The sequence below is a fragment of the Marihabitans asiaticum genome, assembly GCF_007828725.1.
Lineage (GTDB): Bacteria > Actinomycetota > Actinomycetes > Actinomycetales > Dermatophilaceae > Marihabitans > Marihabitans asiaticum.
Window position 1 is genome coordinate 893,540 of the sequence record NZ_VIUW01000001.1, and the last position, 26,023, is coordinate 919,562.

28 protein-coding genes are annotated in these 26,023 nt (G+C 71.9%); 17 read left to right on the forward strand and 11 right to left on the reverse strand.

The features are described from left to right. Positions 1 to 133: 133 nt before the first annotated feature. Positions 134 to 1,414, forward strand: coding sequence for a citrate synthase (locus FB557_RS04325; protein ID WP_144855847.1), 1,281 nt, complete (start codon positions 134 to 136; stop codon positions 1,412 to 1,414). A 155-nt stretch (positions 1,415 to 1,569) separates the two neighbouring features. Here the strand turns inward: FB557_RS04325 and FB557_RS04330 are convergent, their stop codons facing one another. Together FB557_RS04330 and dapD are read right to left on the reverse strand one after the other, a co-directional pair. Next, positions 1,570 to 2,472, reverse strand: a complete 903-nt coding sequence (locus FB557_RS04330) for a hypothetical protein (RefSeq protein WP_246074390.1) — start codon at positions 2,470 to 2,472, stop codon at positions 1,570 to 1,572. 54 nt (positions 2,473 to 2,526) lie between these two features. Beyond that, a complete protein-coding gene (gene dapD / locus FB557_RS04335; protein WP_144855849.1) occupies positions 2,527 to 3,456 on the reverse strand; it encodes a 2,3,4,5-tetrahydropyridine-2,6-dicarboxylate N-succinyltransferase in 930 nt (309 codons plus the stop codon). Positions 3,457 to 3,639: 183 nt separating this feature from the next. Between dapD and FB557_RS04340 the strand changes: the two genes are divergently transcribed. The 9 genes from FB557_RS04340 to FB557_RS04380 all read left to right on the forward strand — a co-directional run bounded on the left by FB557_RS04340 (position 3,640) and on the right by FB557_RS04380 (position 10,913). Further along, positions 3,640 to 4,569, forward strand: a complete 930-nt coding sequence (locus FB557_RS04340) for an endonuclease domain-containing protein (protein ID WP_144855850.1) — start codon at positions 3,640 to 3,642, stop codon at positions 4,567 to 4,569. Positions 4,570 to 4,666: 97 nt separating this feature from the next. Next, positions 4,667 to 5,743, forward strand: coding sequence for a succinyl-diaminopimelate desuccinylase (dapE, locus tag FB557_RS04345; RefSeq protein WP_144855852.1), 1,077 nt, complete (start codon positions 4,667 to 4,669; stop codon positions 5,741 to 5,743). 94 nt (positions 5,744 to 5,837) lie between these two features. Beyond that, a complete protein-coding gene (locus FB557_RS04350) occupies positions 5,838 to 6,560 on the forward strand; it encodes an LOG family protein (protein ID WP_144856106.1) in 723 nt (240 codons plus the stop codon). Beyond that, on the forward strand, positions 6,560 to 6,898 hold the full coding sequence (locus FB557_RS04355; RefSeq protein ID WP_144855855.1) for a DivIVA domain-containing protein: 339 nt from the start codon (positions 6,560 to 6,562) through the stop codon (positions 6,896 to 6,898). The genes FB557_RS04350 and FB557_RS04355 overlap by 1 nt, the downstream gene beginning before the upstream one ends. Continuing rightward, positions 6,895 to 7,359: an SRPBCC family protein gene (locus FB557_RS04360; protein WP_144855857.1), complete on the forward strand. Its 465-nt coding sequence runs from the start codon at positions 6,895 to 6,897 to the stop codon at positions 7,357 to 7,359. The genes FB557_RS04355 and FB557_RS04360 overlap by 4 nt, the downstream gene beginning before the upstream one ends. After that, a complete protein-coding gene (locus FB557_RS04365; RefSeq protein WP_144855859.1) occupies positions 7,356 to 8,612 on the forward strand; it encodes a hypothetical protein in 1,257 nt (418 codons plus the stop codon). Before FB557_RS04360 ends, FB557_RS04365 begins: the two co-directional genes overlap by 4 nt. A 129-nt stretch (positions 8,613 to 8,741) precedes the next feature. Further along, a complete protein-coding gene (locus tag FB557_RS04370; protein WP_144855861.1) occupies positions 8,742 to 8,915 on the forward strand; it encodes a DUF3117 domain-containing protein in 174 nt (57 codons plus the stop codon). 127 nt (positions 8,916 to 9,042) lie between these two features. Continuing rightward, complete coding sequence (locus FB557_RS04375; RefSeq protein WP_144855863.1) at positions 9,043 to 10,560, forward strand: leucyl aminopeptidase family protein; 1,518 nt, start codon at positions 9,043 to 9,045, stop codon at positions 10,558 to 10,560. Continuing rightward, a complete protein-coding gene (locus FB557_RS04380; protein WP_144855864.1) occupies positions 10,557 to 10,913 on the forward strand; it encodes a hypothetical protein in 357 nt (118 codons plus the stop codon). The genes FB557_RS04375 and FB557_RS04380 overlap by 4 nt, the downstream gene beginning before the upstream one ends. Here FB557_RS04380 and FB557_RS04385 read toward each other — a convergent pair. Continuing rightward, a complete protein-coding gene (locus FB557_RS04385) occupies positions 10,903 to 11,535 on the reverse strand; it encodes an O-methyltransferase (RefSeq protein WP_144855867.1) in 633 nt (210 codons plus the stop codon). The genes FB557_RS04380 and FB557_RS04385 overlap by 11 nt on opposite strands. A 74-nt stretch (positions 11,536 to 11,609) precedes the next feature. On the opposite strand from FB557_RS04385, the gene FB557_RS04395 reads away from it, so the two are divergent. Together FB557_RS04395 and FB557_RS04400 are read left to right on the forward strand one after the other, a co-directional pair. Further along, a complete protein-coding gene (locus FB557_RS04395) occupies positions 11,610 to 13,055 on the forward strand; it encodes a S1C family serine protease (RefSeq protein WP_246074392.1) in 1,446 nt (481 codons plus the stop codon). Positions 13,056 to 13,057: 2 nt separating this feature from the next. Next, positions 13,058 to 13,492 carry a twin-arginine translocase TatA/TatE family subunit gene (locus tag FB557_RS04400; RefSeq protein ID WP_144855872.1) on the forward strand — a complete coding sequence of 145 codons (435 nt, stop codon included), beginning with the start codon at positions 13,058 to 13,060 and terminating at the stop codon, positions 13,490 to 13,492. Positions 13,493 to 13,551: 59 nt separating this feature from the next. On the opposite strand, the gene FB557_RS04405 is transcribed toward FB557_RS04400, so the two are convergent. The 4 genes from FB557_RS04405 to FB557_RS04420 are packed head-to-tail and all read right to left on the reverse strand — an operon-like array spanning position 13,552 to position 17,107. Beyond that, positions 13,552 to 14,697: an Mrp/NBP35 family ATP-binding protein gene (locus FB557_RS04405; RefSeq protein WP_144855874.1), complete on the reverse strand. Its 1,146-nt coding sequence runs from the start codon at positions 14,695 to 14,697 to the stop codon at positions 13,552 to 13,554. A gap of 10 nt (positions 14,698 to 14,707) precedes the next feature. Further along, positions 14,708 to 15,322: a DUF1003 domain-containing protein gene (locus tag FB557_RS04410; RefSeq protein WP_246074393.1), complete on the reverse strand. Its 615-nt coding sequence runs from the start codon at positions 15,320 to 15,322 to the stop codon at positions 14,708 to 14,710. After that, entirely contained in the window at positions 15,315 to 16,583 is a 1,269-nt protein-coding gene (locus FB557_RS04415) for a magnesium transporter MgtE N-terminal domain-containing protein (protein WP_144855876.1), read from the reverse strand. The genes FB557_RS04410 and FB557_RS04415 overlap by 8 nt, the downstream gene beginning before the upstream one ends. 5 nt (positions 16,584 to 16,588) lie before the next feature. Then, the gene (locus FB557_RS04420) at positions 16,589 to 17,107 is read right to left on the reverse strand and encodes a hypothetical protein (protein WP_144855878.1); all 519 of its coding nucleotides are present in this window, start codon (positions 17,105 to 17,107) and stop codon (positions 16,589 to 16,591) included. Positions 17,108 to 17,146: 39 nt separating this feature from the next. Here FB557_RS04420 and FB557_RS04425 point away from each other — a divergent pair, with 39 nt between their 5' ends. Together FB557_RS04425 and FB557_RS04430 are read left to right on the forward strand one after the other, a co-directional pair. Continuing rightward, entirely contained in the window at positions 17,147 to 18,013 is an 867-nt protein-coding gene (locus tag FB557_RS04425; protein WP_144855880.1) for an HpcH/HpaI aldolase/citrate lyase family protein, read from the forward strand. Positions 18,014 to 18,190: 177 nt separating this feature from the next. Beyond that, positions 18,191 to 19,186, forward strand: coding sequence for a L,D-transpeptidase family protein (locus FB557_RS04430; RefSeq protein ID WP_170236175.1), 996 nt, complete (start codon positions 18,191 to 18,193; stop codon positions 19,184 to 19,186). A gap of 125 nt (positions 19,187 to 19,311) precedes the next feature. On the opposite strand, the gene FB557_RS14490 is transcribed toward FB557_RS04430, so the two are convergent. After that, positions 19,312 to 19,803, reverse strand: coding sequence for a hypothetical protein (locus tag FB557_RS14490; RefSeq protein WP_246074435.1), 492 nt, complete (start codon positions 19,801 to 19,803; stop codon positions 19,312 to 19,314). Positions 19,804 to 19,840: 37 nt separating this feature from the next. Here FB557_RS14490 and FB557_RS14495 point away from each other — a divergent pair, with 37 nt between their 5' ends. Next, complete coding sequence (locus FB557_RS14495; RefSeq protein WP_246074427.1) at positions 19,841 to 20,365, forward strand: L,D-transpeptidase family protein; 525 nt, start codon at positions 19,841 to 19,843, stop codon at positions 20,363 to 20,365. A gap of 43 nt (positions 20,366 to 20,408) precedes the next feature. Further along, entirely contained in the window at positions 20,409 to 21,005 is a 597-nt protein-coding gene (locus FB557_RS04440; RefSeq protein ID WP_144855884.1) for a YflT domain-containing protein, read from the forward strand. A gap of 254 nt (positions 21,006 to 21,259) precedes the next feature. Here the strand turns inward: FB557_RS04440 and pdxT are convergent, their stop codons facing one another. Beyond that, positions 21,260 to 21,943 carry a pyridoxal 5'-phosphate synthase glutaminase subunit PdxT gene (gene pdxT, locus FB557_RS04445; protein WP_246074395.1) on the reverse strand — a complete coding sequence of 228 codons (684 nt, stop codon included), beginning with the start codon at positions 21,941 to 21,943 and terminating at the stop codon, positions 21,260 to 21,262. Next, entirely contained in the window at positions 21,940 to 22,902 is a 963-nt protein-coding gene (gene pdxS, locus FB557_RS04450; protein ID WP_144855888.1) for a pyridoxal 5'-phosphate synthase lyase subunit PdxS, read from the reverse strand. Before pdxS ends, pdxT begins: the two co-directional genes overlap by 4 nt. 85 nt (positions 22,903 to 22,987) lie before the next feature. Here pdxS and pdxR point away from each other — a divergent pair, with 85 nt between their 5' ends. Beyond that, the gene (gene pdxR, locus FB557_RS04455) at positions 22,988 to 24,433 is read left to right on the forward strand and encodes a MocR-like pyridoxine biosynthesis transcription factor PdxR (RefSeq protein ID WP_144855890.1); all 1,446 of its coding nucleotides are present in this window, start codon (positions 22,988 to 22,990) and stop codon (positions 24,431 to 24,433) included. Positions 24,434 to 24,517: 84 nt separating this feature from the next. Here the strand turns inward: pdxR and FB557_RS04460 are convergent, their stop codons facing one another. Beyond that, positions 24,518 to 26,008: an aminopeptidase P family protein gene (locus tag FB557_RS04460; protein WP_144855892.1), complete on the reverse strand. Its 1,491-nt coding sequence runs from the start codon at positions 26,006 to 26,008 to the stop codon at positions 24,518 to 24,520. Positions 26,009 to 26,023: the final 15 nt, after the last annotated feature.

Genomic DNA, 26,023 nt, shown 5'->3' on the forward strand with positions numbered 1-26,023 from the left:
CCACCCCACGGCCCTGGCTCTTCCCCAGGCTCCCGGCTGAGGTAGTTTCGGTCTCGGAGACCCCGCGGGTCCGGCCCGCCACCCGAAGGGCACGCGATCGCGAGTCACGACTCGAGCAGAAGGGCAGAACCCCATGACTGACCACGCCACCTTCTCCGCCGACGGCAAGGACCTCACCTTCCCGGTGGTCGAGGCCGCAGAGGGCAACGACGGCTACGACATCTCGAGCCTGCTCAAGGAGACGGGCAACGTCACCCTCGACGTGGGCTTCGTCAACACCGCCTCGTGCGAGTCCGACATCACCTACATCGACGGCGACCAGGGCATCCTGCGCTACCGCGGCTACCCGATCGAGCAGCTCGCCGAGAAGTCCAGCTTCGTCGAGGTCTGCTACCTCCTCATCTACGGCGAGCTGCCGTCGGAGAACGAGCTCGAGGAGTTCGAGGCCAAGATCCGTCGGCACACGATGCTGCACGAGGACCTCAAGGCCTTCTTCAACGGCTTCCCGCGCGACGCGCACCCGATGCCGGTGCTCTCCTCGGCCGTCTCGGCGCTCGGCACCTTCTACCAGGACCTCGACCCCTTCGACCCCGAGCAGGTCGAGAACTCCACGATCCGGCTCCTGGCCAAGCTGCCGACGATCGCGGCCTACGCGCACAAGAAGAGCCTGGGGCAGCCCTTCCTCTACCCGGACAACTCGCTCACGCTGACCGAGAACTTCCTCCGGATGACCTTCGGCTTCCCCGCCGAGCCCTACGAGCTCGACCCGGAGATCGTCAAGGCGCTCGACCAGCTCTTCATCCTGCACGCCGACCACGAGCAGAACTGCTCGACCTCGACGGTGCGGCTCGTCGGCTCCTCTCAGGCGACGCTCTACAACTCGATCTCCGCCGGCATCCACGCACTGTCCGGCCCGCTCCACGGCGGCGCCAACCAGGCCGTGCTGGAGATGCTGACCAAGATCAAGAACGCCGAGTACGACACCGACACCTTCATGAAGAAGGTCAAGGACAAGGAGGACGGCGTCAAGCTCATGGGCTTCGGCCACCGGGTGTACAAGAGCTACGACCCGCGCGCGGCGATCGTCAAGGAGACCGCGCATACCGTGCTGGAGAAGATGGGCTCCGACGAGCTCATGGAGATCGCCATGAAGCTCGAGGAGATCGCGCTGGCCGACGACTACTTCGTCGAGCGCAAGCTCTACCCGAACGTCGACTTCTACACCGGCCTGATCTACACCGCGATGGGCTTCCAGCCCAAGATGTTCACCGTCCTCTTCGCCATCGGCCGGCTCCCCGGCTGGATCGCGCAGTGGCGCGAGATGATCAACGACCCGAAGACCAAGATCGGCCGTCCCCGCCAGATCTACACCGGGTACACCGAGCGCGACTACGTCGCCCTCGACCAGCGCTGACCCGCTGACCGAGCGAAGGGGGTGACCCCGCCTGGATGGGCGGGGTCACCCCCTTCGTCGTGCGCGATGCGCCAGATCTGCCCTGAGGGCAGAAGTAGCGGACGGGTCGCGCGACTCGCCCGCTACTTCTGACCAGATGGCACAAGTGGCAAGGACTACTCGGCCAGGGTGATGACGACCTGCCCCTCGGGTGCGGTGGTGTCGGCGGCCTGCCACTCCTTGGGGTTGTCGTCGCGCCGCCAGATCCGGTCGTCGACGGTGACCGAGGTGATGCCGTGGGCCTTGGCCTGCGCGACCGCCCAGGCTCCGGTTCCCCATGCGCGGCGGCGATCGCCGGCGGACACGGTGACCGTCTGGCCCTGGGCGCTGGCCTGGTGCCCGGTGTCCTGGGCGACGGCCGCGACGACCGCCTCGGGGTCTCCGGCTTGCTCCGGGCGGTCCAGGCTGCACGCCATCCCGGCGGGGGAGTGGCCGCTCACCACCGAGGCGATGGTCCGCCCTTCGCCCTGGTGGTCGTCGTAGGCCTCCGGGTAGGCGCTGCGCTGGACCTCCTGGGCGATCTCGGTGATCCGCATGTCCTGCCAGCCGTCGACCTTGACCAGCGCGTCGTAGAAGGCGTCGGTCGAGTAGTGCGGGTCGAGGATCTGCTCCTCGGTGCCCCACCCCTGGCTCGGCCGCTGCTGGAAGAGCCCGACGCTGTCACGGTCGCCGTAGGTGATGTTGCGCAGCTTGGACTCCTGGATCGCGGTCGCGACCGCGATCGATCCTGCCCGCGCGGCCAGACCGCGCCGTTCGGCGAGCTGGACGATGAGGGCCGCGTTGTGCATCTGCTCGGGGTCGAAGCTCACCGTCTCGCCGGACGCGGTCGCCCGGCAGGTCTCGCTCCACGGGGTGAGCACCTTGTCCCGCGCCCACCAGCCGGCGCCGGCGAGCAGGCCGAGCGCGGTGAGCCCGGCGACCACCCCGGGCATCCGGCTGCGCGAATCCTCCCGCCGCGGGGCGCGCTCGTCGGCGAGCGCCGGACGGCGTCGGCCGCCGCGCTGGGGGTGCTCGGTCATGGGGGCGTGGTTCTTAGCTCTCGGTGATCGGCGATCGGGGGGCGAGGGCGGGCGTCAGTTCGCGTGGAGCGCGTCGTTGAGGGTGACCCCGTGGCCGGTGCGGTCCTTCGCCTCGACCGCGCCGGTCACCGAGTTGCGCAGGAAGAGCAGGCCCGAGCTGCCGGAGAGCTCGCGGGCCTTGACCACCGACCCGTCAGGGAGGGTGACCTTCGTGCCGGCGGTGAGGTAGAGGCCGGCCTCGACGACGCAGTCGTCGCCGAGGGCGATCCCGACCCCGGCCTCGGCGCCGACGAGGCAGCGCTCGCCGACCGACACCCGCTCGGTGCCGCCACCGGAGAGGGTGCCCATCGTCGAGGCCCCACCGCCGATGTCCGAGCCGTCGCCGACGACGACCCCCTGGCTGATCCTCCCTTCGACCATCGAGGTGCCGAGGGTCCCCGCGTTGTAGTTGACGAAGCCCTCGTGCATCACCGTCGTGCCCTCGGCAAGGTGGGCGCCGAGCCGGACGCGATCGGCGTCACCGATCCGCACGCCGGTCGGGGTGACGTAGTCGACGAGGCGGGGGAACTTGTCGATGGAGTGCACCGTGACGTGGCCGACGCGAGCGCGCAGCCGGGCGCGCGTCGCCTCGAAGCCGTCGACCGCGCACGGGCCGACGCTGGTCCACACGACGTTGCTCAGCGTGCCGAAGAGGCCGTCGAGGTTGATCGAGTTGGGGGTGACGAGGCGGTGGGAGAGGAGGTGCAGGCGCAGGTAGGCGTCGCGCGCGTCGGCGGGCGGCGCGTCGAGGTCGATCGCGGTCGTGACGACCTCGATGGTGACGGCGCGCGCCTCGTCCCGGCCCGCGAGAGCGGTGAGCTCCTCGGGGACCTGGTCCACCTCCGGCGCAGCCCCCAGCGCGGGACTCGGGTACCAGGTGTCGAGGGTGGTCCCGTCGTCGGTGGTCGTGGCGATCCCGTGGCCCCAGGCCTCTCGTGTCGTCATGACGCCAGAGTCTACGAACCCCCCTTCGAAACTGCTGCATGCAGCACTTTTTTGTCGGTGCAGCACATACACCTGCTGCACGGGCGAGGAAGTGCTGCCCGTTCGGTGCGCTCACCAGGACTGCGCCGAGGCACCTGTGGATATCTTCGCGGCCGTGATCGCCAGACTCGGGATCCTGCTCTCATGAGCCGACATGTAGACCCCGAACGTGACCTCACAGCGCTGCGCGCGCTCGCCGTTGACCGCATCGTGTCCACCAAGCAAGCCGGTCGCGCCGGGCTGTCCAGCTTCGACCTCCTCGAGCTGGCCCGTGAGACGCACCTGCATCACCTCATGCGTGGCATGTGGGCGACGGAGCGGCCGGCTGACGACAAGGACGAGCACCTCCTGAGGACGCTCGCGGTCCTGCGGCGGCACGTGAAGCGCTCTGCCGCGACCGCGCACTCGGCGCTGGTCCTCCATGGCCTGCCGACCCTCGAGTGCGACCTCGCTCGGGTGCACGTCCAGCGAGAGAGCAGCACGACGACCCGACGGGGCAAGGACTACACGGCTCACCTGCGCGAGGGTGAAATCACGACGATGACCCGTCCGCCGCTGATCGTCGCGGAGGCTCCCGTCGTTGACATCGAGACCGCCATCGTCTTGACGGGGTTGCTCTCCGGCCCGCGGTCGGCGGCCGTGGCCGCCGATGCGGCCGCCCGCGCTGGTCTGACGACGCCCGATCGCCTTCAGACCGTGGCCGGCCAGCGCTACCGCGGGTCGAAGGGGATCGGTGCCGTGCGTCGTGCGCTGGCCGACGTCGACGGGCGAAGGGAGTCCCCGGGCGAGACGCTCACCGCGCAGGTCTGCCACGGGCTGGGCTACGACCTCGAACCGCAGGTGTGGATCGGGCCGTACCGGGTGGACTTCCTCATCAAGGGGAGCCGGGTGGTCCTCGAGTTCGACGGGGCGATGAAGTACCGCACGCCCGAGGACGTCGTGGCGGAGAAGAGGCGCGAGGACGAGCTCCGCGCGAGGGGCTACATCGTGGTGCGGCTGATGTGGAGCGACGTGTACAACCCGAAGAAGGTCAAGGCGAAGCTGGAGCGGGCGATGGCTGCGTCCGTCGCCTGACCTGGCCCGACCGGCGACCAGTTTGTTGGCCGTGCAGCACATGCACCTGCTGCACGGGCACCGAAGTGCTGCGTGCAGCAGTTTGTAGGGTGCGGGTATGGCTGAGCTGGACCTCTCGAGCGATGTCGTCGCCCTCACCGCCGCGCTGTGCGACATCGAGTCGGTGAGCCGGGACGAAGGGGGGATCGCCGACGCCGTCGAGGCTGCCCTGCGGGCCCTGCCGCACCTCGACGTCACCCGCTTCGGCCACACCGTGGTCGCCCGCACCGATCTCGGCCGCGAAGAGCGGGTGGTCCTCGCCGGCCACCTCGACACCGTCCCGCTGACCGACCCGCCCAACCTGCCGACGCGGCGCGAGATGGTCGACGGTGAGGAGGTGCTCTACGGCCGTGGCACCGTCGACATGAAGGGCGGCGTCGCGGTGCAGCTGCGGATCGCCCACGAGGTCCGCGAGCCCGCCCGTGATCTCACCTTCGTCTTCTACGAGGCCGAGGAGATCGAGGAGCGCTACAACGGGCTGAAGCACCTCGCCGCCGACCACCCCGAGCTCCTCGCCGCCGACCTGGCGGTCCTCCTCGAGCCGACCAACGCCGAGGTCGAGGGGGGCTGCAAGGGGACGATGCGGGTCGAGGTGAGTACCAAGGGCATCGCTGCCCACTCCGCCCGCCCGTGGAACGGGCACAACGCGATCCACGACATGCACGACATCCTGCGCCGCCTCGCCGACTACGAGGAGCGGGCCGTCGAGGTCGACGGGCTGACCTACCACGAGGCGCTCCAGGCGGTGGGCATCGAGGGCGGTATCGCCGGCAACGTCATCCCCGACCGGTGCACCGTACGGATCAACTACCGCTTCGCTCCCGACCGGTCCGGCGAGGAGGCGCTCGCCCACCTGCACTCGGTCTTCCCCGAGCACGAGCTGCGGGTCACCGATCTCGCCGAGGGTGCTCGACCCGGGCTGGATCGCCCGGCCGCGCAGACCTTCGTCGAGGCGCTCGCGGTTCCGGTCGGCCCGAAGGAGGGGTGGACCGATGTGGCCCGCTTCGCGGCCCTGGGTATCCCGGCGGTCAACTTCGGGCCCGGCGACCCCAACCTCGCCCACCACGACGAGGAACGCTGCCCGGTCGCCCAGCTCGTCGCGGCGGAGGCGGCCATGCTGCGCTGGCTCGCGTAGGGTCGAGCTCGTGACCGAGTCGTACCTGCGCGATGGCCGCACCCCCGACACCGACCGACCGCAGGGGCGCGCCTACCACAAGGGCCCGGTCGTCATGCGCGGCAGCCAGGTCCCGTCCTCGACCACCGACCAGCGCCTGCTCGACAGCCAGGCCTCGCCGGACTGGTTGCACACCGATCCGTGGCGGGTGCTGCGGATCCAGGCCGAGTTCGTCGAAGGCTTCGGCGCGCTCGCCGAGCTCGGCCCGGCGATCAGCGTCTTCGGCAGCGCGCGGACCCGACCCGGCACGCGCGAGCACGAGATGGGCGTCGAGGTCGGTCACCGACTGGCGCGCGCCGGATTCGCGGTGATCACCGGAGGGGGCCCCGGCTCGATGGCGGCGGCCAACGAGGGCGCGCAGGCCGGCGGTGGCGTCTCCGTCGGGCTGGGGATCGAGCTGCCCTTCGAGGCCGGGTTGAACGAGCACGTCGACCTCGGGGTCAACTTCCGCTACTTCTTCGCGCGCAAGACGATGTTCATCAAGTACGCCGACGGCTTCATCGTCCTGCCCGGCGGCTTCGGCACCCTCGACGAGCTGTTCGAGGCGATCACCCTGGTCCAGACCCAGAAGGTCACCTCCTTCCCCATCGTCCTCCTCGGCTCGCACTACTGGGGCGGACTCATCGCCTGGCTGCGGGACACGGCGGTCCCCGCGGGCACGATCAGCGCCGCCGACCTCGACCTGCTCCACCTCACCGACGACCCGGCCGAGGCGGTCGACATCGTCGCCAGCGGCGACCAGACCGCGCCGCACACCCCCTGGACGGAGCAGGACTGATGATCTGGGTGCTCCTCATCGCGATCGCGGTCGTCGTTGCGGCCGGTACCGTCGCGCTCGCGACCGGGCGGCTCGCGGTCGACCCCGTGCCCCCGCCGGCATCCACGACGCCGCAGGTGGGTCTGGGCGAGGTCTTCCGGGCGGGCGACGTCGACGAGGTCCGCTTCGACACCGCGCTGCGCGGCTACCGGATGGACCAGGTCGACGACGTCCTCGACCAGCTACGCGGGCGGATCGCCGAGCTGGAGGGCGAAGGGGGAGGCGCGCCTCCCCCTTCGCCTGCGGCTCTCTCGTCGCCGGACGCCTTCGCGACACCGGATACGGAGCGCGCCCGGTGAGCGCGGTGACGGTCCGGCGGCGCGTCGCGGCGCCCCCGGAGGAGGTCTGGGAGCGGGTAACCGAAGTCCGGCGTCACGGTGACCACGTGCCGCTGACGGCGATCACCCAGGACGAGGACCTGCGCCTGGGTTCGATCTTCGTGGCGAGGACTGCGGTAGGCCCCCTGGGCTTCGACGACCCGATGGTCGTCAGCGGCTGGGAGCCGCCGCCGAGCACCCCGGCGCGCATGCGAATGGTCAAGACCGGCGCGCTCCTCGCCGGGTGGGCCAGCATCGAGGTCGTGCCGGTCGCCGGCGGCGCCGAGGTGGCGTGGACCGAGGAGATCGTGCCGACCCCGTCGGGGCTGCGGCCGCTGGCCCGCCTGGTCGACCCGATCGCCCGGCGCGCGACGGCCGCCCTGCTGGCGCGCGTCCTCGACGGGGTCCTCACCGGCCTTCCGCCCGTGGACGGCCGGGCTTGAAGCTCCTGGGCCGGGAGGGTCGCGAGCGCGTCACCGCAGCGGCCCTGCAGCACCCCTCCCGCGCCCTGCTCGGCGTCTACGCCCTGAGCCGAGTCGTCGCACTCCTGGGCATCTGGGTCGCGGCGCGCTACTACCAGGAGCCGGCCGGTGTCGGTCACCTCGAGCCGACGGTGCGCGACATGTTCCAGCTGTGGGACGCGCAGTGGTATGAGCGGATCGTCACCGAGGGCTACCCCGTCCCGCTGCCGGCCGACCCGCGCACCGGGGAGATCACCTACAGCCAGTGGGCCTTCTTCCCGGTCTTCCCGGCGCTCGTGCGCCTCGTCATGGTCACCGGGCTGGGCTTCACCACGGCCGCCGTGCTGGTCAACCTCGTCGCCGGCGCGGCGGCGGTGCTGCTCATCCACCGCGTCCTGCGCTTCCCCGGGCACGCGGCAAGCCAGCCGGCCCGGGACCGCCTGGCGCTCGTCGCGGCCGGGCTCTGGTGCCTCTACCCGGCGACGGGGGTGATGCTGCTGGCGTACACCGAGGCCCTCGCCGCGTGCCTCGTCGCCGGGGCGTTGCTGCTGCTCATGCGCCGGCACTACCTGTGGTTCGCGCTCGTCGCGGTCGTCCTCGGATACACCCGCGCCGTCGCCCCCGCCCTCGGGCTGGCCGTCCTCGTTCACCTCCTCCTGCGATGGCGCGAGGACCGGGCGGCCGGGGTGCGGCCGCTCGGCGGCGACCGGGTCGGGGTCGGGGTGATGCTGGCGGCGACGGCCTTCTCGGCGGTCGCCTGGCCGCTGACGGTCGGGTACTTCTCGGGTCTGCCGGATGCGTTCTTCCAGGTCCAGGCGGCGTGGGGGCAGCGCCCGGCGCAGGGCCCGTTCGTCCTGTGGTTCAGCTGGGCGTGGGAGGAGAAGGGCCTGGCCGGCGTCGTCGTGATGGTCGCGCTCGTCGCGACCTATCTCGCCCTGGTCATCGGGCGGCACGGGTCCTGGATGCCGCTCGAGGTCCGGATGTGGGCCCTGGCCTACCCCTTGTACCTCTTCGCCGTGGTCCGTCCGATCACGAGCATGTGGCGCTTCCTGCTCCTCGACTTCCCGATCGCGGCGCTCGTCACCTCGGTGGCGATGCGCACCTCCACCGGCGGCGACGTGGTGCGGCACTGGCGCCTTCGGGTCGCGATCGTCGCGGTGCTCCTCGTCGGCGGCGTCATCGCCTGGTCGTGCGGGCTGCTGCCGTACGTGCCCTGGCACGTCACGCCGCCGTGACCGGTGCGGACGGTCGGATTAGGTCGACCTCGCGCCAGGGGAGATAATGAGGCGTTGACCGATGCGGTGCTCAACGCACCGTGGACCATCGTCCGGACGCTCGGGCGGTGAGCAGAAGGGATTGCATCAATGGCGGCAATGAAGCCTCGTACCGGCGACGGACCTCTTGAGGTGACCAAGGAAGGGCGCGGCATCGTCCTGCGGATGCCCCTCGAGGGTGGCGGCCGCCTGGTCGTCGAGATGACCCCCGACGAGGTCAAGGCCCTCGGTCAGGCCATCGACGACTGCGACGGCCTGAAGTAGCACTTCACTGATCGACGGGCCCCCGGCGTGCACGACGTCGGGGGCCCGTCGCCGTTCCCGCCGGCCCCGATCGTGCGACCCGGGCCGGCCGGTTGGCCGCCCTCGTGCGACGGCTATCGTCGGGCCCATGCCTGCTGATGCCCTGCTGAGCCCGACGACCACCGACCTGACGTGCATCCCCTCGGTGCCGGCGTCCGCGAGCCAGGTCGCGGGGGAGCTGGTGCTCGTCCTCGGCCCCGGCGAGGGTGAGGCAGCCGGGGTCGACCCAGCCGCCTGGCGCTCGGCCCAGCAGCGCCTGGGTGAGGTCTCGGACGTGCCGGTCGTCGTGGAGCAGACCTCGGACGCGAAGGGGGGACGCCGGGTCACCGCGGTCCCCGCCGCGTCGACCCGGGACGAGGCGCGCGCCCTTGGTGGGGCGGTCGGGCGGTTCGGTCTCACCCTGGATGGGCGGGCCGAGGTCGTCGTGGCGCATCCGCTGCTCGCCGATGCCGGGCTGATCGAAGCCTTCGTCGAAGGGGTGGTGCTGGGCGGCTTCCGACCGGTGCACGTCTCGATGCCTGCGGGTACCGAGTCGGGGCAGCGGTCGGCGGCCACCGTGGCCGAGCCGGGAGCACTCCCCGCTCGCCGGACGATGCTCGTGACCGGGGAGGGCGAGGGTGTGGTCGAGCGGGCGGTCACCGTGGCCCGTGCCTCGCTCGTCGCACGCAACCTGGCCAACACCCCCGCCAACATCGCAACCCCCCAGTGGATGGCCGAACGCGCCCGCGCCGTCGCCGACCGGCGCGGCCTGCGCGTCGCCGTCCGCGACGAGGTGGCCCTCGCCGACGAAGGCTTCGGGGGGCTGCTGGCCGTCGGGGGCGGGTCGGCCAACCCGCCCCGGCTCGTCGAGCTGGGCTACGAGCCCGCCGACGGTGCGGCGGCGCATGTCGTGCTCGTCGGCAAGGGCATCACCTTCGACACCGGCGGGATCAGCGTCAAGCCGGCCGAGGCGATGGCGATGATGAAGACCGACATGAGCGGCTCGGCGGTCGTGCTGGCGGTCATCGACGCGATCGCGGCGATGGGCCTGCCGGTCAAGGTCACCGCTCTCCTCCCGCTGGCCGAGAACGCCTTCGGCGAGTCCAGCTATCGACCGGGCGACGTCGTCACCCCCTTCGGCGGTCGCCGCACGGTCGAGATCAGCAACACCGACGCCGAGGGCCGGGTGGTCATGGCCGATGCCCTCGCCTACGCCGACGACCACCTCGACCCCGACGTCGTGATCGACGTCGCCACCCTGACCGGGGCCGCACGCGTCGCCCTGGCCCGCAGCATGGCCGCGCTCTTCGCCACCGACGACGAGCTGGCCGGCGGTCTGCGTGCGGCCGGCGCGAGCAGCGGCGAGCCGCTCTGGCGGTTCCCCCTGCACCAGCCCTACCGGACCTTCCTCGAGTCCTCGGTCGCCGACCTCGACAACGCCCCTGGAAAGGCCGGCACGATCACCGCGGCGCTCTTCCTGGCCGAGTTCGTGGGAGACCGCCGGTGGGCCCATCTGGACATCGCCGGGCCGGGACGCTCGGATGATGACACCGGGCTGCTCAGCGAGGGCGCGACGGGCTACGGTGCTCGCGCCCTGATCACCTGGCTGGAAGGCATGGATCGATGAACGCTGGCTACGGGCTCGCCGTGCGGTGGTCCCTCGTTGACGCCGCGCCGGACGTCGCTGCCGAGCTGCGCGAGTACGTCGTGGGCACGTCGATGGCGACCTTCATGTTCCTCGACGGGCTGGCCTTCAAGACCTGGCGCATGCGCGAGGGGGAGTGGTTCGAGGGCACCTATGTCTTCGGTGACGAGCAGGCCCGCGACGACTTCCAGGAGCAGTTCACCGGTCAGGCGCAGACGGCACCGGGCAGCCAGATCGTGGGCTCGGCGCCCGAGGTGATCGAGACCTTCGAGGTCGTCGCCGTGGCCGAGGGGCCGGCGCAGTTCCGCCGCGGAGCGGGCCCGCTCAGCGCTTGACCGCGGCGAGCAGCCCGTCGCCGACCGGCAGCAGCGCCGGGACGAGCCGCTCGTCGTCGCGCAGCGCCTTGCCGAGGTCACGCAGCACCGTGGTGGTCTCGTCGCGCTGAGCCGGGTCGGCGACGCGGTCGTGCCACAGCATGTTGTCCAGGGCCATGACCCCACCGGACCGCAGCAGGCGGATCGCGTGCTCGACGTACTCCGGGTAGGCCGCCTTGTCGGCGTCGACGTGCACCATGTCGTACGCCCCGTCGGTCATCCGGGGCAGGACCTGGCTCGCCGCTCCGACGATGACCCGCGTCCGCTGGGTCGGCACGCCGGCGGCGGCGAAGGTCTCGCGGGCGACGTGCGCGTTCTCCGGCTCGAGCTCGATCGTCGTCAGGACGCCGTCCTGGGGCATCCCGTCGAGCAGCCAGAGCCCCGAGGTCCCCGCACCGGACCCGATCTCGACGACGTGCCGGGCCTGAGAGGCGGCCGCGAGCAGCCGCAGCGCGGCCCCCACCCCGGTGCCGACGGGGGAGGCGCCGAGCGACTCACCGGACCGGCGGGCGCTCTCGGCCGGCCCGGACTCGGGGACGAATTCCTCGGCGTAGATATAGCTGGTCAGCCGCGATGCGCTCATGGCGCGTGAGCCTAGCCTGGAGTGCGCTCGGGCTCTGTTCGGTGGCTGACGGTGCCACCAGGCACAATCGGGGCATGAGCGATCGCAGCGGGGACCAGCACGGGTCCGAAGGGGGCGTCCCGGGGGACACCCAGCCGCTCGCCTCGCCGCGCCAGGAGGAGGGGTTCTGGCCCCGGCAGGAGCCGGCCCCCGAGCGTCCCGGCTCCGCCGAGCCCGGTCAGCCCGTTCACCCCGGCCAGCCCAGCCAGCCCGGCCAGCCCGTTCACCCCGGCCAGCCCGGCAACCCCGGCCAGCCCGTTCACCCCGGACCTCCCGGCAACCCCGGCAACCCCGGCCAGCCCGTTCACCCCGGACCTCCCGTCCACCCCGGGGCGCAGGGTGCCCAACCGACGCAGGCGATGCCGGTGGCCCCCGCTGCCCCGAGCAGGCGCCGGCGGCGCACCGTCTCGCTTCTTGGCGCGGCGACGGTGGTGGTGCTCACCGCGCTGCTCGCCGGGATCGGCGGAGGGCTACTCGGGGGGTTGGTCGCCGACCGTGCACCCGGCGTGGGCCCGGTGACCCTGGACGCTCCGGCGATCGAGCGGGAGGCCGGGTCGGTGGCCGACATCGCCTCGAACGCGGTCCCGAGCGTCGTGACGATCCGGGTCGGGTCCGGCCAGCGCAGCGGCACCGGCTCGGGGTGGGTCTACGACACCAGCGGCCACATCGTGACGAACAACCACGTCGCGGCAGCGGGCGGAGCCAGCTCGTCGTTGACCATCGAGCTGGCCGACGGGTCCCGGCGCGAGGCCGAGCTCGTCGGTCGCGACGAGAGCTACGACCTCGCGGTGCTCAAGGTCGATCCAGCCGACCTGACCCCCATCCCCGTCGGGGACTCCGCCGACGTGCTCGTCGGTGACAGCGTGGTCGCGGTGGGGTCCCCGCTCGGCCTGGGCAGCACGGTGACCGCCGGCATCGTCAGCGCGCTGGAGCGTCCGGTGACCGCCGGTGAGAGCGGAGCCGAGTCCTACATCAGTGCCATCCAGACCGACGCGGCGATCAACCCGGGTAATTCCGGGGGGCCGCTGCTCAACGTCCGGGGCGAGGTGGTCGGGGTCAACTCCGCCATCGCGCAGGTCCCCAGCGGCATCGACAGCGCGAGCGGCTCGATCGGGCTGGGCTTCGCGATCCCGAGCGACCAGGTCCGGCGAACCGTCGACCAGCTCATCTCGACCGGCGAGGCCGTGCACCCCGTCATCGGCGTGCTGCTGGACACCCAGTACTCCGGCGACGGCGCGAAGGTTCGCGAGTCCGCCGCGGGCGGTCAGGACCCGGTCGTCCCCGACGGCCCGGCCGACCAGGCCGGGGTGCGTCCCGGCGACGTCATCGTCGAGATGGACGGGCAGCGGATCTCGAGCAACGACCAGCTCATCGTGCGCATCCGCTCCAAGGCGGTCGGCGACGAGGTCGAGCTCACCGTCGACCGGGGCGGCAAGGAAACCCAGCTGACGATGACCCTCGAAGCGGCGAAGGAGAACTAAGCGTGCCGACCACCGGCTGGGAGTTCATCATCCTCGTCGTCCTGGCCTACTTCCTCCTCGGCCCGGACCGGCTCCCGGACTACGCGGCGAAGCTCGCGCGGTTCGTCGTCCAGCTGCGCCGGCTCGCCGACGACGCCAAGGGCCAGCTCAAGGAGCAGATGGGACCGGACTACGAGGACGTCAACTGGCGGCAGTACGACCCGCGGCAGTACGACCCGCGCAAGATCGTGCGGCAGGCGCTGCTCGAGCCGCTGGACGACACCACGGCGTCCTCGAGGAGCGCTGACTCCCGGGCCGTGTCCACCTCATCGCCGGCGACACCCACGACCGTCGCGCACGGGACGCAGCCGGTGGAGGCCGAAGGCGCGGCACCGTCCTCCAGCGCGGGAGCCGGGCGCCGCAGCGGCCCCGCCCCCTTCGACGACGAAGCGACCTGACGGATCCGGGACCAGGTAAACCCGCCACCTGATCGAGTCGGACCTGACCGACTCCTGGGCTAGCGACCCGTGGGGCTCAGCCCCAGCGACCGGCCGGCGAGGCCGCGGGAACGGGTCGCCAACCCCTTCGCGATGCCCCGGATCGCCACCGCAGCCGGGCTGTCCGGGTGGCCCAGGACGACCGGGGTCCCGGTGTCGGCGCCCTCGCGCAGGGTGACGTCGATAGGGACCTGCCCCAGCAGCGGGACCTCGGCGCCGATGGTCCGGGTGAGGCTCTCGGAGACGGTCTTCCCGCCGCCGGCGCCGAAGAGCTCCTGGCGGGTCCCGTCGGGCAGCTCGAGCCAGGACATGTTCTCGATGACGCCGACGATGCGCTGGTGGGTCTGCGCGGCGATCGACCCCGCTCGCTCGGCGACCTCGGCCGCTGCCATCTGCGGGGTCGTGACCACGAGCAGCTCGCTGGTGGGGATCAGCTGGGCCACCGAGATCGCGATGTCTCCGGTGCCGGGCGGCAGGTCGAGCAGCAGCACGTCGAGGTCGCCCCAGAAGACGTCGGCGAGGAACTGCTGCAGCGCTCGGTGCAGCATCGGGCCGCGCCAGACCACCGGCTGGTTGCCGGGGACGAACATCCCGATCGAGATCACCTTCACCTCGTGCGCCACCGGCGGGAGGATCATCTCGTCGACCTGCGTGGGCTGGCGGGTGACGCCGAGCATGCGCGGGATGGAGAAGCCGTAGATGTCGGCGTCGACGACGCCGACCTTGAGCCCCTGGTCGGCGAGCGAGGCCGCGAGGTTGGCGGTGATCGAGGACTTGCCGACCCCGCCCTTGCCCGAGGCGACGGCGTAGACGCGGGTCAGCGACCCCGGCTGGGCGAAGGGGACCTCGCGCTCGGCCTGACCGCCGCGCAGGTGGTTGCGCAGCTCGGCCCGCTGCTCGTCGGTCATCACGCCGAGGGTGACCGTGGCCGCGGTGACGCCGTCGATCGAGCGCAGCGCCTTCTCGGTGTCGGTGGTGAGCGTCTCCTTCATCGGGCAGCCGGAGACGGTGAGCAGGATCGTCGCGGTGGCGTGGCCGGATGCGTCGACCCCCGCGTCCTCCACCATGCCGAGCTCGGTGATCGGCTTGCGGATCTCGGGGTCCTGGACGGTGCTGAGCGCCTCGCGGAGCATCTCGTCGGTGATCGTGGGGTGGGTCGAGGGCATGGTCTCGATGCTAGGCGCTAGGCCGGTCGTCTCCATCATCGCCCGCCTCGGAGCCGGACTCGCGCAGCCGGACCTCCAGGCCCTTCTCCTCCATCTCCTCCAGCAACGACCGCAGCTCGCTGCGGACGAAGTCGCGGGTCGCCGCGTCGCGCAGGGCGATCCGCAGCGCCGCGACCTCCCGGGTGAGGTACTCGGTGTCCGCGAGCGCCCGCTCGGCCTGGACCCGGTCCTGCTCGAGGGCCACCCGGTCGCGGTCGTCCTGACGGTTCTGCGCGAGGAGGATCAGCGGCGCGGCGTAGCTGGCCTGCAGCGAGAGGATGAGGGTGAGCAGGGTGTAGTTCAGCGCCCGCGGGTCGAACTGCGCGCTCTCGGGCATGAAGGTGTTCCACGCCAGCCACACCGCGACGAAGACGCTCATCCAGATGAGGAAGGTCGGCGTGCCCATGAAGCGGGCGAACTTCTCCGAGAGCACCCCGAAGCTCTCGCTGCTCAGCGCCGACGGCTTGCGCATCGCCCAGCGGCGCTGCAGCTCCCGCGGCTGGTCGACGCGGGTGGGGTCGACCCGGCCGGAGCCGGAGCGGCGCCGGCGCACCCTGTCCTGACGGTTCTTCTCGCGCTCACTCATCGATGACCTCGTGCCGATCGTCGCGCCAGTCGTCGGGGAGGATGTGGTCGAGGACGTCGTCGACGGTCACCGCGCCGACGAGGTGGCCGTTCTCGTCGACGACCGGGACCGAGATGAGGTTGTAGGTCGCCAGGGTGCGGGTGATCCGGCCGAGCGGGGCGTCGGGGAGAAGGGGGTCGACCCCGGTGTCGAGGAAGAGCCCGACCGAGGAGTGCGGCGGCTCGCGCAGCAACCGCTGGAAGTGGATCATCCCGAGGTACTTCCCGGTCGGTGTCTCGTGCGGGGGACGGCAGACGTAGGCGGTGGAGGCCAGCCCGGCCGCGATCTCCTGGCGGCGGATGATCGCCAGCGCCTCGGCGACCGAGTCGTCCGGGCCGAGGACGACTGGCTCGGTGGTCATCAGGCCACCGGCGGTGTTCTCGTCGTAGGTGAGCAGGCGCCGCAGCGGCTCGGCGTCGTCGGGCTGCATCAGCTGGAGCAGGGTCTCGGCCCGCTCGGGCGTGAGCGCGGAGAGCAGGTCGGCGGCGTCGTCGGGGTCCATCGCCTCGAGGACCGCGGCGGCGCGGGACTCCTTGAGCGAGGAGAGGATCTCGGACTGCTCGTGCTCGTCGAGCTCCTGGAGGACGTCGGCGAGCCGCTCGTCGTCGAGGGCGTCGACGACCTCGCTGCGTCGCTTCGCCGGCAGATCGGTGACCACCTCGGCGAGGTCGGCCGGCTTGGAGTCCTCGAACTGCTCGAGGAACTTCACCGCTGCCTGGTCGGCGTCGGTGGCGTGCAGCCCGGTGACGTCCTCGACGGGGACGGTGAAGGTCTCGCCGCGTCGCCGGGTGAGCAGGCCGCGTGTGCTCTTGCGGCCGGAGCGGACGAAGACCCGCCGGACGAGCCAGTCGCGGGTGGGCGTCTGCTCGACCCCGATGTCCTCGACCGTGGCCTCCACCGGGCCGTCGTCGCCGCGCACCGTCACCTGCCGCTCGAGCAGCTCGGCGAGCACGAGGGTCTCGTTGGCGCGCTGCTCGAAGCGGCGCATGTTGACCAGCCCGGTGGTGATGACCTGGCCGCCCTCGACCGAGGTGACCCGGGTCATCGGCACGAAGACGCGGCGCGCGCCGGGGACCTCGATTACCATCCCGATGGCGCGGGGTCGGCGGCCGCTGCCGAAGGTCACGACGACGTCCCGGACCCGGCCCACCTGGTCGCCGAGCGGGTCGAAGACCCTCAGGCCCGCGAGACGGGCGACGTAGAAGCGGGCGGCAGCACTCACGCCGGTCAGGGTAGTGGGCGCACCACCTCGGCGACGAGCGTCGTCGGTGGCGGGCGGTCGGGTGACTCCACCGGTCGGCCCGCCGGGCGGATCAGCCAGATGCGGGACTCGGCGCGCCAGCGCGAGACGATGTCAGGTCCGCCGCCGATGCGCTCGGCGCGCAGGAGGGCGGTGGCAGCGGTCCACGGGTCGCCGGCGTCACTCCCTTCGCCCGGCGGCTGCGTCACCGACGACGAAGGGGGGACCAGCTCGGCCGCAGTGGCCGGCAGGACGAGGAGGCGACGGCCGTCTCCCTTCGACCGCAGGATGACGTGCAGCGGGGCGGGCGGGGCCGCCAGGTCACCGAGCTCGGGCTCCGGGCCGCCCGCGACCACGAGGAGCGAGCCGGAGGGGCCCGCCGGGCTGCCGGCGGGCACCGGGGCGAACCACGTCGCCCGGTCGCGATCGGTGCGGAGCCAGACGATGTCGCTGCGGTGCAGCGCTGCCTCGAGCACCGCGCCGAGGTCCGTGCGTCGGGTGCTCACCGCGACAGCGTAGAGGCGGGCGCTGCTACGTTCGACGCCGTGAGCGACCCGGAGCAGCCCCGTCGGTCCGTCCTCTACCTGCCCGCGAGCAACCCGCGGGCGCTGGAGAAGGCGAAGACCCTTCCCGTCGATACGCTCGTCCTCGATCTCGAGGACGCAGTGGCGCCGGAGGACAAGGCCGCCGCCCGCGCGGCGGCGTGCGCGGCCGTGGGGTCGGGGGAGTACGGCCACCGCGAGCTCACCGTGCGGGTCAACGCGGTCGGTACCCCCTGGCACGAGGAGGACCTGGCGGCGGTCGCCGCGGTGGGGCCGGACGCGGTGGTCGTGCCCAAGGTCGAGTCGGCGGAGCAGGTGCGCGAGGTGCTCGACGCGCTGGCTGCGGCCGGCGCACCGGAGACCACCACGGTCTGGCCGATGATCGAGACCGCGCGAGCGGTCGTGCACGCCACTGACATCGCTGCTGGGTCCGACCGGGTCGCGGCGCTCGTGCTCGGGACCAACGACCTGCTGGCGCAGCTGCGCGCGCAGCCGGTCGCCGACCGCTCCCCGCTGCTGGTGGCGATGTCGATGGTGGTCCTCGCGGCCCGCGCGGTCGGGGCGGTCGCGCTCGACGGGGTGTACAACGCGGTCCGCGACGAGGAGGGGCTGCGCCGCGAGTGCGAGCAGGCCCGGGACCTTGGTTTCGACGGCAAGACCCTCATCCATCCGACCCAGGTCGGCCCGTGCAACGAGGTCTTCGCCCCGGGCGAGACCGAGGTGGAGGCGGCGAAGGGGGTCGTGGCCGCCTGGGAGGGCCGCGACGGCGGGGGAGTTGCGGTGCACGAGGGTCAGATGATCGAGGAGCTCCACGTCGCCCAGGCCCGCCGGGTGCTGGCCGTCGAGCGGGCGATCCGCGAGCGCCGCTGATACCGGTTCGGCAACGGTCGGCCGGGTTTGGGGCGTGAGTATTCCCTCACTCCGAGGGTCGGCGTAGCCTGCCGTGTATCCGAGGTCCACCGGGGAAGCGCCGTCGCCGCGGCGCCGGTCCGAGGACACCGGCCGCGGCGCGGGGAGCGCTCGGACCGATGAGCAGTGGGAGAGATGATGACGAGATACCAGCCACGCCACACCGCTGATGTACGCGACACCGGGCGCCGCCTGCTCGTCCGGGGCGGAGCCGCCGCGACCGTCATGGGAGCGGCGACCCTCGGGCTGCCCGGCGCCGCGCAGGCAGCCCTGCCGATGCTGCGCTACGGCTCTCGTGGCTCGGCGGTGGTCACGCTGCAGAAGAAGCTGCGCACGCTCGGCTACTCGGTCTCGACCGACGGCATCTTCGGCCCCAACGTGCTGCGCAACGTCAAGGCCTTCCAGCGGAGGGCGAAGCTGGGAGTCGACGGCATCGTCGGACCGAACACCTGGGCTGCGCTGGACCGGGCCACGTCCGGTGGCTCTGAGCCGGATCCCCAGCCCGAGCCGAGCGACCCCAAGCCCGAGCCGAGCGACCCCAAGCCCGAGCCGAAGCCCACCGGGTCGCGCCCGATGCTGCGGCCCGGGTCGCGCGGGAGCCACGTGACCTACCTGCAGCGGCAGCTGTCGAGCCACGGCTTCTGGGTCGGGAGCATCGACGGCAGCTACGGTCACCTCACCTCGCAGGCCGTCATGTGCCTGCAGAAGACCTACGGCCTCGGTCGGGACGGGGTCTGCGGACCCAACACCTGGTCGGCAGTGGGGCGGATCAGCCGCCCTCGAGCGGCGTACTACAGCGGCAACGGGATCGAGATCGACCTGCGCCGTCAGGTGCTGCGCGTCGTCGAGGGCGGTCGGGTGAAGTGGGCCTTCAACACCAGCACCGGCACGTCCCGGACGCCGACGCCCCGAGGCACCTACCGCAACTTCCGGCGGGTGAACAAGATGGACTACTCGCCCCTGGGCAAGCTGTGGCGACCCGTCTACTTCTACCGCGGTTACGCCATCCACGGCTCGACCTCGATTCCCGGCTACCCCGCCTCGCACGGGTGCGCTCGGGTGAGCAACGCCGCGATGGACTACATCTGGGCCAGGAACCTCGCCCCGATCGGGCGGTCCGTCCGCGTCTACTGACGACGTGAGGTCTGCCGACGAGCCTCGCGGGTGCAGTGGATCACAGGTCTGTCACGACCGGCGAGTGCTCCGCACCTGGCCTGGGTCCGTGAGGTCTCGTGGGCCCGCACGACCACCCCAGCGCATCAGCAGGAGAGCCGCATGACCGTCCACCCCAGAGGCCGTTTCGGCGTCGCCACCGTGGCCGGCCTGGCCACCATCACCATGGCGGTGTCCGCCTGTGGCACGGGGCAGAGCGACGACGGCCAGGCGTCGGACGCGACGAGTCGGCCGGCGCAGACCGCGTCGACGTCGAGCCCGACCTCGGCCGCCTCCTCGACCTCCTCATCGCGCCGCTCCACGTCGGACTCGCCGTCGACCTCGGACTCAGGGTCTGCCTCGGCGACGTCGAGCACCTCGACGCCCCGCTCGACGTCGACATCCGCGACCGCGAGCTCGTCCACCTCGACCCCGTCAACGTCGAGCTCGCCCACGCCGAGTCGCTCCACCTCGAAGTCGTCGACCTCCAGCACAACCACGGCGACGGCGTCGCCGAGCCCGAGCTCTACCCCTTCGCCCTCGTCCTCCAGCCCCGCCCCGACCACGCTCCGGCCGGGAGACTCGGGAGAGCAGGTCACCGCGCTGCAGCGCAGGCTGGCCGGTCTCGGCTACTGGCTGGGCACCGCAGACGGGAACTACGGCGGGCTGACCGTGCAGGCGGTCCTCGCCTTCCAGAAGGCCAACGGGCTGGGCCGCGACGGGCTCGTCGGGCCCGCCACCCGCGCCGCGCTGGAGTCGGCCGGCCGTCCCACCGCCCGCGGTGGTGGGCCCGCGGACCGCGTCGAGATCGACCTGCAGCGCCAGCTCCTCCTCGTCGTGCGCGGCGGCGCGGTCCAGGTGGCGCTCAACACGAGCACCGGCAGCGGCGAGCTGTACGAGACCGAGGACGGCGAGCAGGTCCGGGCGACCACGCCGACGGGCAGCTTCAGCGTCTTCCGTGGGGTGGACAAGATGGATGAGTCCGACCTCGGCAAGCTCTGGCGGCCGCGCTACTTCTACCGCGGGTGGGCAGTTCACGGCGCCACCAGCGTCCCCGCGTACCCGGCCTCGCACGGGTGCGCGCGGGTGAGCAACCCCGCGATGGACATGATCTGGGCCAAGGACCTCATGCCGGTCGGCAGTGCCGTGGTCGTGTTGTGACCGAGCGCTCGGGTCTGTGCCTCTGGTCTGGGATGATGTCCTCATGAGTCAGCCGGCAGGTCGCCCGATCCGTGAGCAGGTGCTGCGCCTGGAGTTCCCCCAGTCGCTCGGCACCTACGACAGCTACGAGCAGGCGCAGAAGGCGGTCGACTACCTCTCCGACCACGAGTTCCCGGTCGAGAACGTCATGCTCGTCGGGACCGACCTCAAGCAGATCGAGCGGGTCACCGGGCGGCTCACGACCGGGCGGGTCCTGCTCGGCGGACTGCTGTCCGGTGTCTGGATCGGGATGTTCGTCGGTCTCGTCTTCGCGATGTTCGAGGGGGGCGAGGACATCGTCATGCGGATGATCTCGACCGTCCTCGTCGGCGCGCTCTTCGGGCTCGTCTGGGCGTGGCTCGGCTACCGGGCGACCGGGGGGCACCGCGACTTCACCTCGATCAGCCAGGTCGTCGCCACCCGCTACGAGCTGCTCGTCGAGCACCGCAACGCCCAACAGGCCCGCGAGTTCCTGGCCGAGCACGACCCGATGCGCGCCGCGGAGGAGCGGGCCCGTCAGATCCGTGCCGACGCCGACCGCGCGGCGGCCGCGCAGGCGGCCCGAGCCGGGACCGACCCCGCCGCCCCTCCCACCCCGTAGACCCACCCCTTCGCAGATCCCCGGGGAGCCTCAGACGAGCGGTCGCCCTTCGGCGGATCCCGCCCTGTGCAGATCCCCGGGGAGCCTCAGACGAGCGGTCGCCCTCCGGCGGATCCCGCCCTGCGCAGATCCCCGGGGAGCCTCAGACGAGTGGTCGCCCTCCGGCGGGCCCCGCCCTGTGCAGATCCCCGGGGAGCCTCAGACGAGCGGTCGGCCTCCGGTGGGCCCCGCCCTGTGCAGATCCCCGCGGAGCCTCAGACGAGCGGTCGGCCTCCGGTGGGCCCCGCCCTGTGCAGATCCCCGGGGAGCTGCGAAGGGGGTGAGGTGACGGCCGCGAGGAGGGCCCGGTGCGCCGTCGGATCCCCGGTCAGCTCCGAGTGCAACGAGATCCCGATGACGGCGCCTTGGCGCACGCCCACGACCGCCTCGCGTCGGCCACCGTCCGACGTGGCGACGGTCATCGTCGCGGCGACCTTGACCCCTTCGCCCCAGGCGGTCACCTCTGGCGCCCGGATCGCCGCAGCGCGCAGCGATCCCGGCCGGCCGTCCCCGGCACCGGACCAGGTGGCGACCGTCTCGACCGAGTCGACCTGACGCCCGAAGGCGTTGCGCCGCACCGCGATGTCGAGGATGCCGAGGCTGCGCTGACCGGGTGCCGGGTTATCGATCCGGCGCGCGAGGAGGACCAACCCGGCACAGGTGCCAAGGGTGGGCAGGCCGCCGCCGATGGCTTCCGTCAGCGGCTCGCGCAGACCGACGACGTCGAGCAGCCGGTCGAGCACCGAGGACTCACCCCCAGGAATGACCAGTGCGTCGAGACCGTCCAGCTCGGCCGGTCGCCGGACCGGTACCGCCTGCGCGCCGAGCGCGGCGAGCATTCGCTCATGCTCGGCCACCCCACCCTGGAGCGCCAGGACCCCGACCGAGGGGGAGCTCACCAGCCCCGCTCGGCGAGCCGGTGCGGTGCGGGCAGGTCGGCGACACTGATCCCGACCATCGCCTCACCCAGCCCTCGGGAGGCCTCGGTGATCGCCGCGACGTCGTCATAGAAGGTGGTCGCCCGCACGATCGCCTCGGCTCGGGCCGCGGGGTTGCCCGACAGGAAGATCCCGGAGCCGACGAACACGCCCTCGGCGCCCATCTGCCGCAGCATCGCCGCGTCGGCCGGCGTCGCCACCCCGCCGGCGGTGAACATCACGACCGGCAGCGTGCCGGTCCGGGCGACCTCGGCGACGAGCTCGAAGGGGGCGGCTAGCTCCTTCGCCCGGGTGTAGAGGGCCTCCGGTGCGCTGACGTGCAGGGCCTGCAGCTCGGCGATCTCGGTGCGAATCGTGCGGATGTGCTTGACGGCCTCGGAGACGTCGCCGGTCCCGGCCTCACCCTTGCTGCGGATCATCGCGGCGCCCTCGGCGATGCGGCGCAGGGCCTCGCCGAGGTTCGTCGCCCCGCACACGAAGGGGACGTCGAAGGCGTGCTTGTCGATGTGGTGCACGTAGTCAGCGGGGGAGAGGACCTCGGACTCGTCGATGTAGTCGACGCCGAGATGCTGGAGCACCTGTGCCTCGACCGGGTGGCCGATGCGCGCCTTGGCCATGACCGGGATGGAGACGGAGTCCACGATCTCGGCGATGAGGTCGGGGTCGCTCATCCGGGCGACGCCACCCTGCGCGCGGATGTCGGCGGGGACGCGCTCGAGCGCCATGACCGCAACGGCGCCGGCGTCCTCTGCGATCCGGGCCTGCTCGGCGGTGACGACGTCCATGATCACGCCGCCCTTGAGCATCTCGGCAAGTCCGCGCTTGACGAGGCGGGTACCGGTGGTCGGGCTGGTGGGCTCGGACGGGGAGTCGGTCACCGAAGGGGCGGAGTCGAGGCGTTGGGGGGTCTGAGTGCTCATGCGGTCAATCTCATCCCGTAAGTGGTCCGGTGTGAAGGTCCAGAACATGCCAACGCAGGTGGACCACTTCGGATAGCGTGCGGGAGTGCGCCATCCCCGTCCCGCCGACCTGCCGCTCACGATCGACCGGTCCGCTCCCCGCTCGCTCGTCGTGCAGATCGCCGACGGGCTGCGTGAGGTTGTCCGGGCCGGGGTGCTCCAGGCGGGCGACCCGCTCCCTTCGACGCGGGCGCTCGCGACCAGGCTCGGGGTAGCCAGGGGGACCGTGGTCGCCGCGTATGACCAGCTGCACGGCGAGGGGTGGCTGGTCGCGGACGAAGGTGCCACCCGGGTCGACCCAGGAGTGCACCTCGACCACCCAGGGCGAGCGCCATCCCCGTCGAGAGGTGTTGCAGCGCAGACGGTTCCGCCATCCGCAGCCGATGTGATCGACCTACGACCCGGTCAGCCGGACGTGACCGACGTCGTGGACGGCGCATGGCGAGCGGCCTGGCGGTCGGCGGTGGGTCAGGCCGGCGCGCGGCACGACCCGTCGGGGTCGTTGGCCCTGCGTTCGGCGCTCGCCGAGCACGTGCGGATCGCGCGCGGAGTAGTCGTCGGGGAGGGCGAGATCCTCGTCACTGCCGGGGTGCGCGAGGGGTTGCAGCTCGTCCTCACCGCGCTCGTCCTCGGCCAGGATGCGAGGGACAGGCAACTCCGGGTGGCCGTCGAGGATCCGGGCTATCCGGCGCTGCGCCGGGTCATCGCGGCGCTCGGCCACGAGGTCGTCCCGGTCCCGGTGGACGAGGCCGGTCTGCGCGTCGACCACCTGGACAGCGATCTCGACGCGGTCCTTGTGACCCCGGGGCACCAGTACCCGCTCGGCGGTGCGATGCCGGTCGGTCGGCGCCTCGAGCTCATCGCCTGGGCCAGGGACCATGGCGCGGTCGTGCTCGAGGACGACTACGACGGGGAGCTGCGCTTCACCGGAGAACCGGTCCCCGCGCTCGCCGCCCTGGACCGGGGAGACGAAGGGGTAGTCGTCACCCTCGGGTCGTTCGCGAAGGTTCTCGCGCCGGGCATCGGTCTCGGTCATGTCATCGTGCCGATGCCGTTGCGGCAGAGGGTGATCACGCTCCGCCACGACGTCGGATGCCCGGTGCCCGCAACGGTGCAGGACGCGCTCGAGTACTACCTCGACGCCGGCGCGCTGCGTCGGCATACCGCGAGGATGCGGCGACGCTACCGGGACCGGCGCGATGTGGCGCTTCGGCTTCTCTCCGGCCTGGAGGGGGTCCGGGTGCGCCCCATGGACGGCGGACTGCATGCCGTCGTCGAGCTCGAAGGGGTCGACGCCGCAGCCGAACGCGCAGTGGTCGCCGAGGCACGGGCTCGCGGAGTCCTCGTGGCCGGCATGGCCGACTACTGGTCTGATCTAAGGCCCCGGCACCCGGCCGGCGGGCTCCCCAGGCACGGTCTCGTGGTCGGGCTCGGCCCCCCTTCGCTCGAGGAGGGCCTGACCCGGCTACGCGAGGTGATCGCCCCCGCCTGAGCGCCCGCTACCACGCAGTACTGGTCTTGATCACGACCAGTACTGCGTGGTAGGAGGCGAAGTCGGGGGGTCCAGCCGGGCGGGTCAGCGGGACTGGACCTCGCGGATCCACTCCTCGACCTCGTCGGCGGTGTGCGGCCAGTCGGCGTTGAGGTTGCGGCAGCCGTCGTCGGTGACGATGACGTCGTCCTCGATCCGCACCCCGATCCCACGGAACCGCTCCGGCGCCTTGAGATCGTCAGCCTTGAAGTACAGGCCTGGCTCGACCGTGAGCACCATTCCCGGCTCGAGCACCGCCTCCATGTACTCGCTGCGGGTGGCCTGGGCGCAGTCGTGCACGTCGAGACCGAGGTGGTGGCTCGTGCCGTGCACCATCCAGCGCCGGTGGTACTGGCCGTGCTCGGTGTCGAGGGTGTCCTCGACCGAGACGCCCTCGGGCAGCAGACCCCAGCCGTGCAGCTTCTCGGCGATGACCCGGATCGCGGCGGCGTGCACATCAGAGAACTTCGCGCCCGGGCGGACGGCGGCGATCCCGGCCGCCTGGGCCTCGCAGACCGCGTCGTAGATCTCGCGCTGGGCGTCGCTGAAGGTCCCGTTGATCGGCAAGGTACGGGTGACGTCGGCGGTGAAGAGGGTGTCCAGCTCCACCCCGGCGTCGAGCAGGAGCAGCTCGTCGGAGCCGATGTCGCCGGTGTTCTTGATCCAGTGCAAGGTGTTGGCATGGTCGCCGGCGGCGCAGATCGAGTCGTAGCCGACGCCGTTGCCCTGGTGGCGTGCGTGCAGGCCGAAGATGCCCTCGACCCAGCGCTCCCCGCGTCCCCGCTCGACCACGGTCGGCAGCTCGGCGATGACCGCCTCGAAGCCGACCCGCGTCGCCTCGACGGCCTGGCGCATCTGGTCGAGCTCCCAGTCGTCCTTGACCATGCGCATCGTCGAGAGGTGCGCGCCGAGGACGAGGTCCTCCTCCTCGAGGGTCTCGGCGGCCGCGCCGTTGTCCGTGCGCAGCCGGTCGACCCGAGCGGTCAGCTCGGACTCGGCGTCGCGGACCAGCCGCACCCGGGTGCTCCCGGCGTCCTTGCCGACGGCGTCGTCGAAGCCGTCGATGTGGCGGCCGGTCAGGCCGAGCTCGGACTCTATGTCCTCGATGGTGGGCCGCGCGCCGACCCAGAACTCGCCGTAGCGGGCGTCGCCGAAGAACTCGTCGGTGTCCCGGCCGGCCAACGGACGGAAGTAGAGGATGGACTCGTGCCCACCCCCTTCGCGGGGCTCCATGACGAGCACCGCGTCCGGCTCCCGGTCCGCCCCGAGCCCGGTGAGATAGGCGAAGGCGGTGTGCGGCCGGAAGACGTAGTCGGTGTCGTTGGAGCGGACCTTCAGACCCCCGGCCGGGATGACGAGACGCTCGCCGGGGTAGGCCTGAGACAGCGTCTCGCGTCGGACCGCGGCGCGGCGAGCGGCCTCGGTGAGTTGCGGCACCGTGCTCCTGCGCGGCGCCCAGTCCTCGGCGACGAAGGTGCGGAACTCCTCCGTGGTCGGGCGGGCTCGGTTCTCGGGCTTGGTCTGCTTCTCGCTCACCTCGCCATGGTGTCA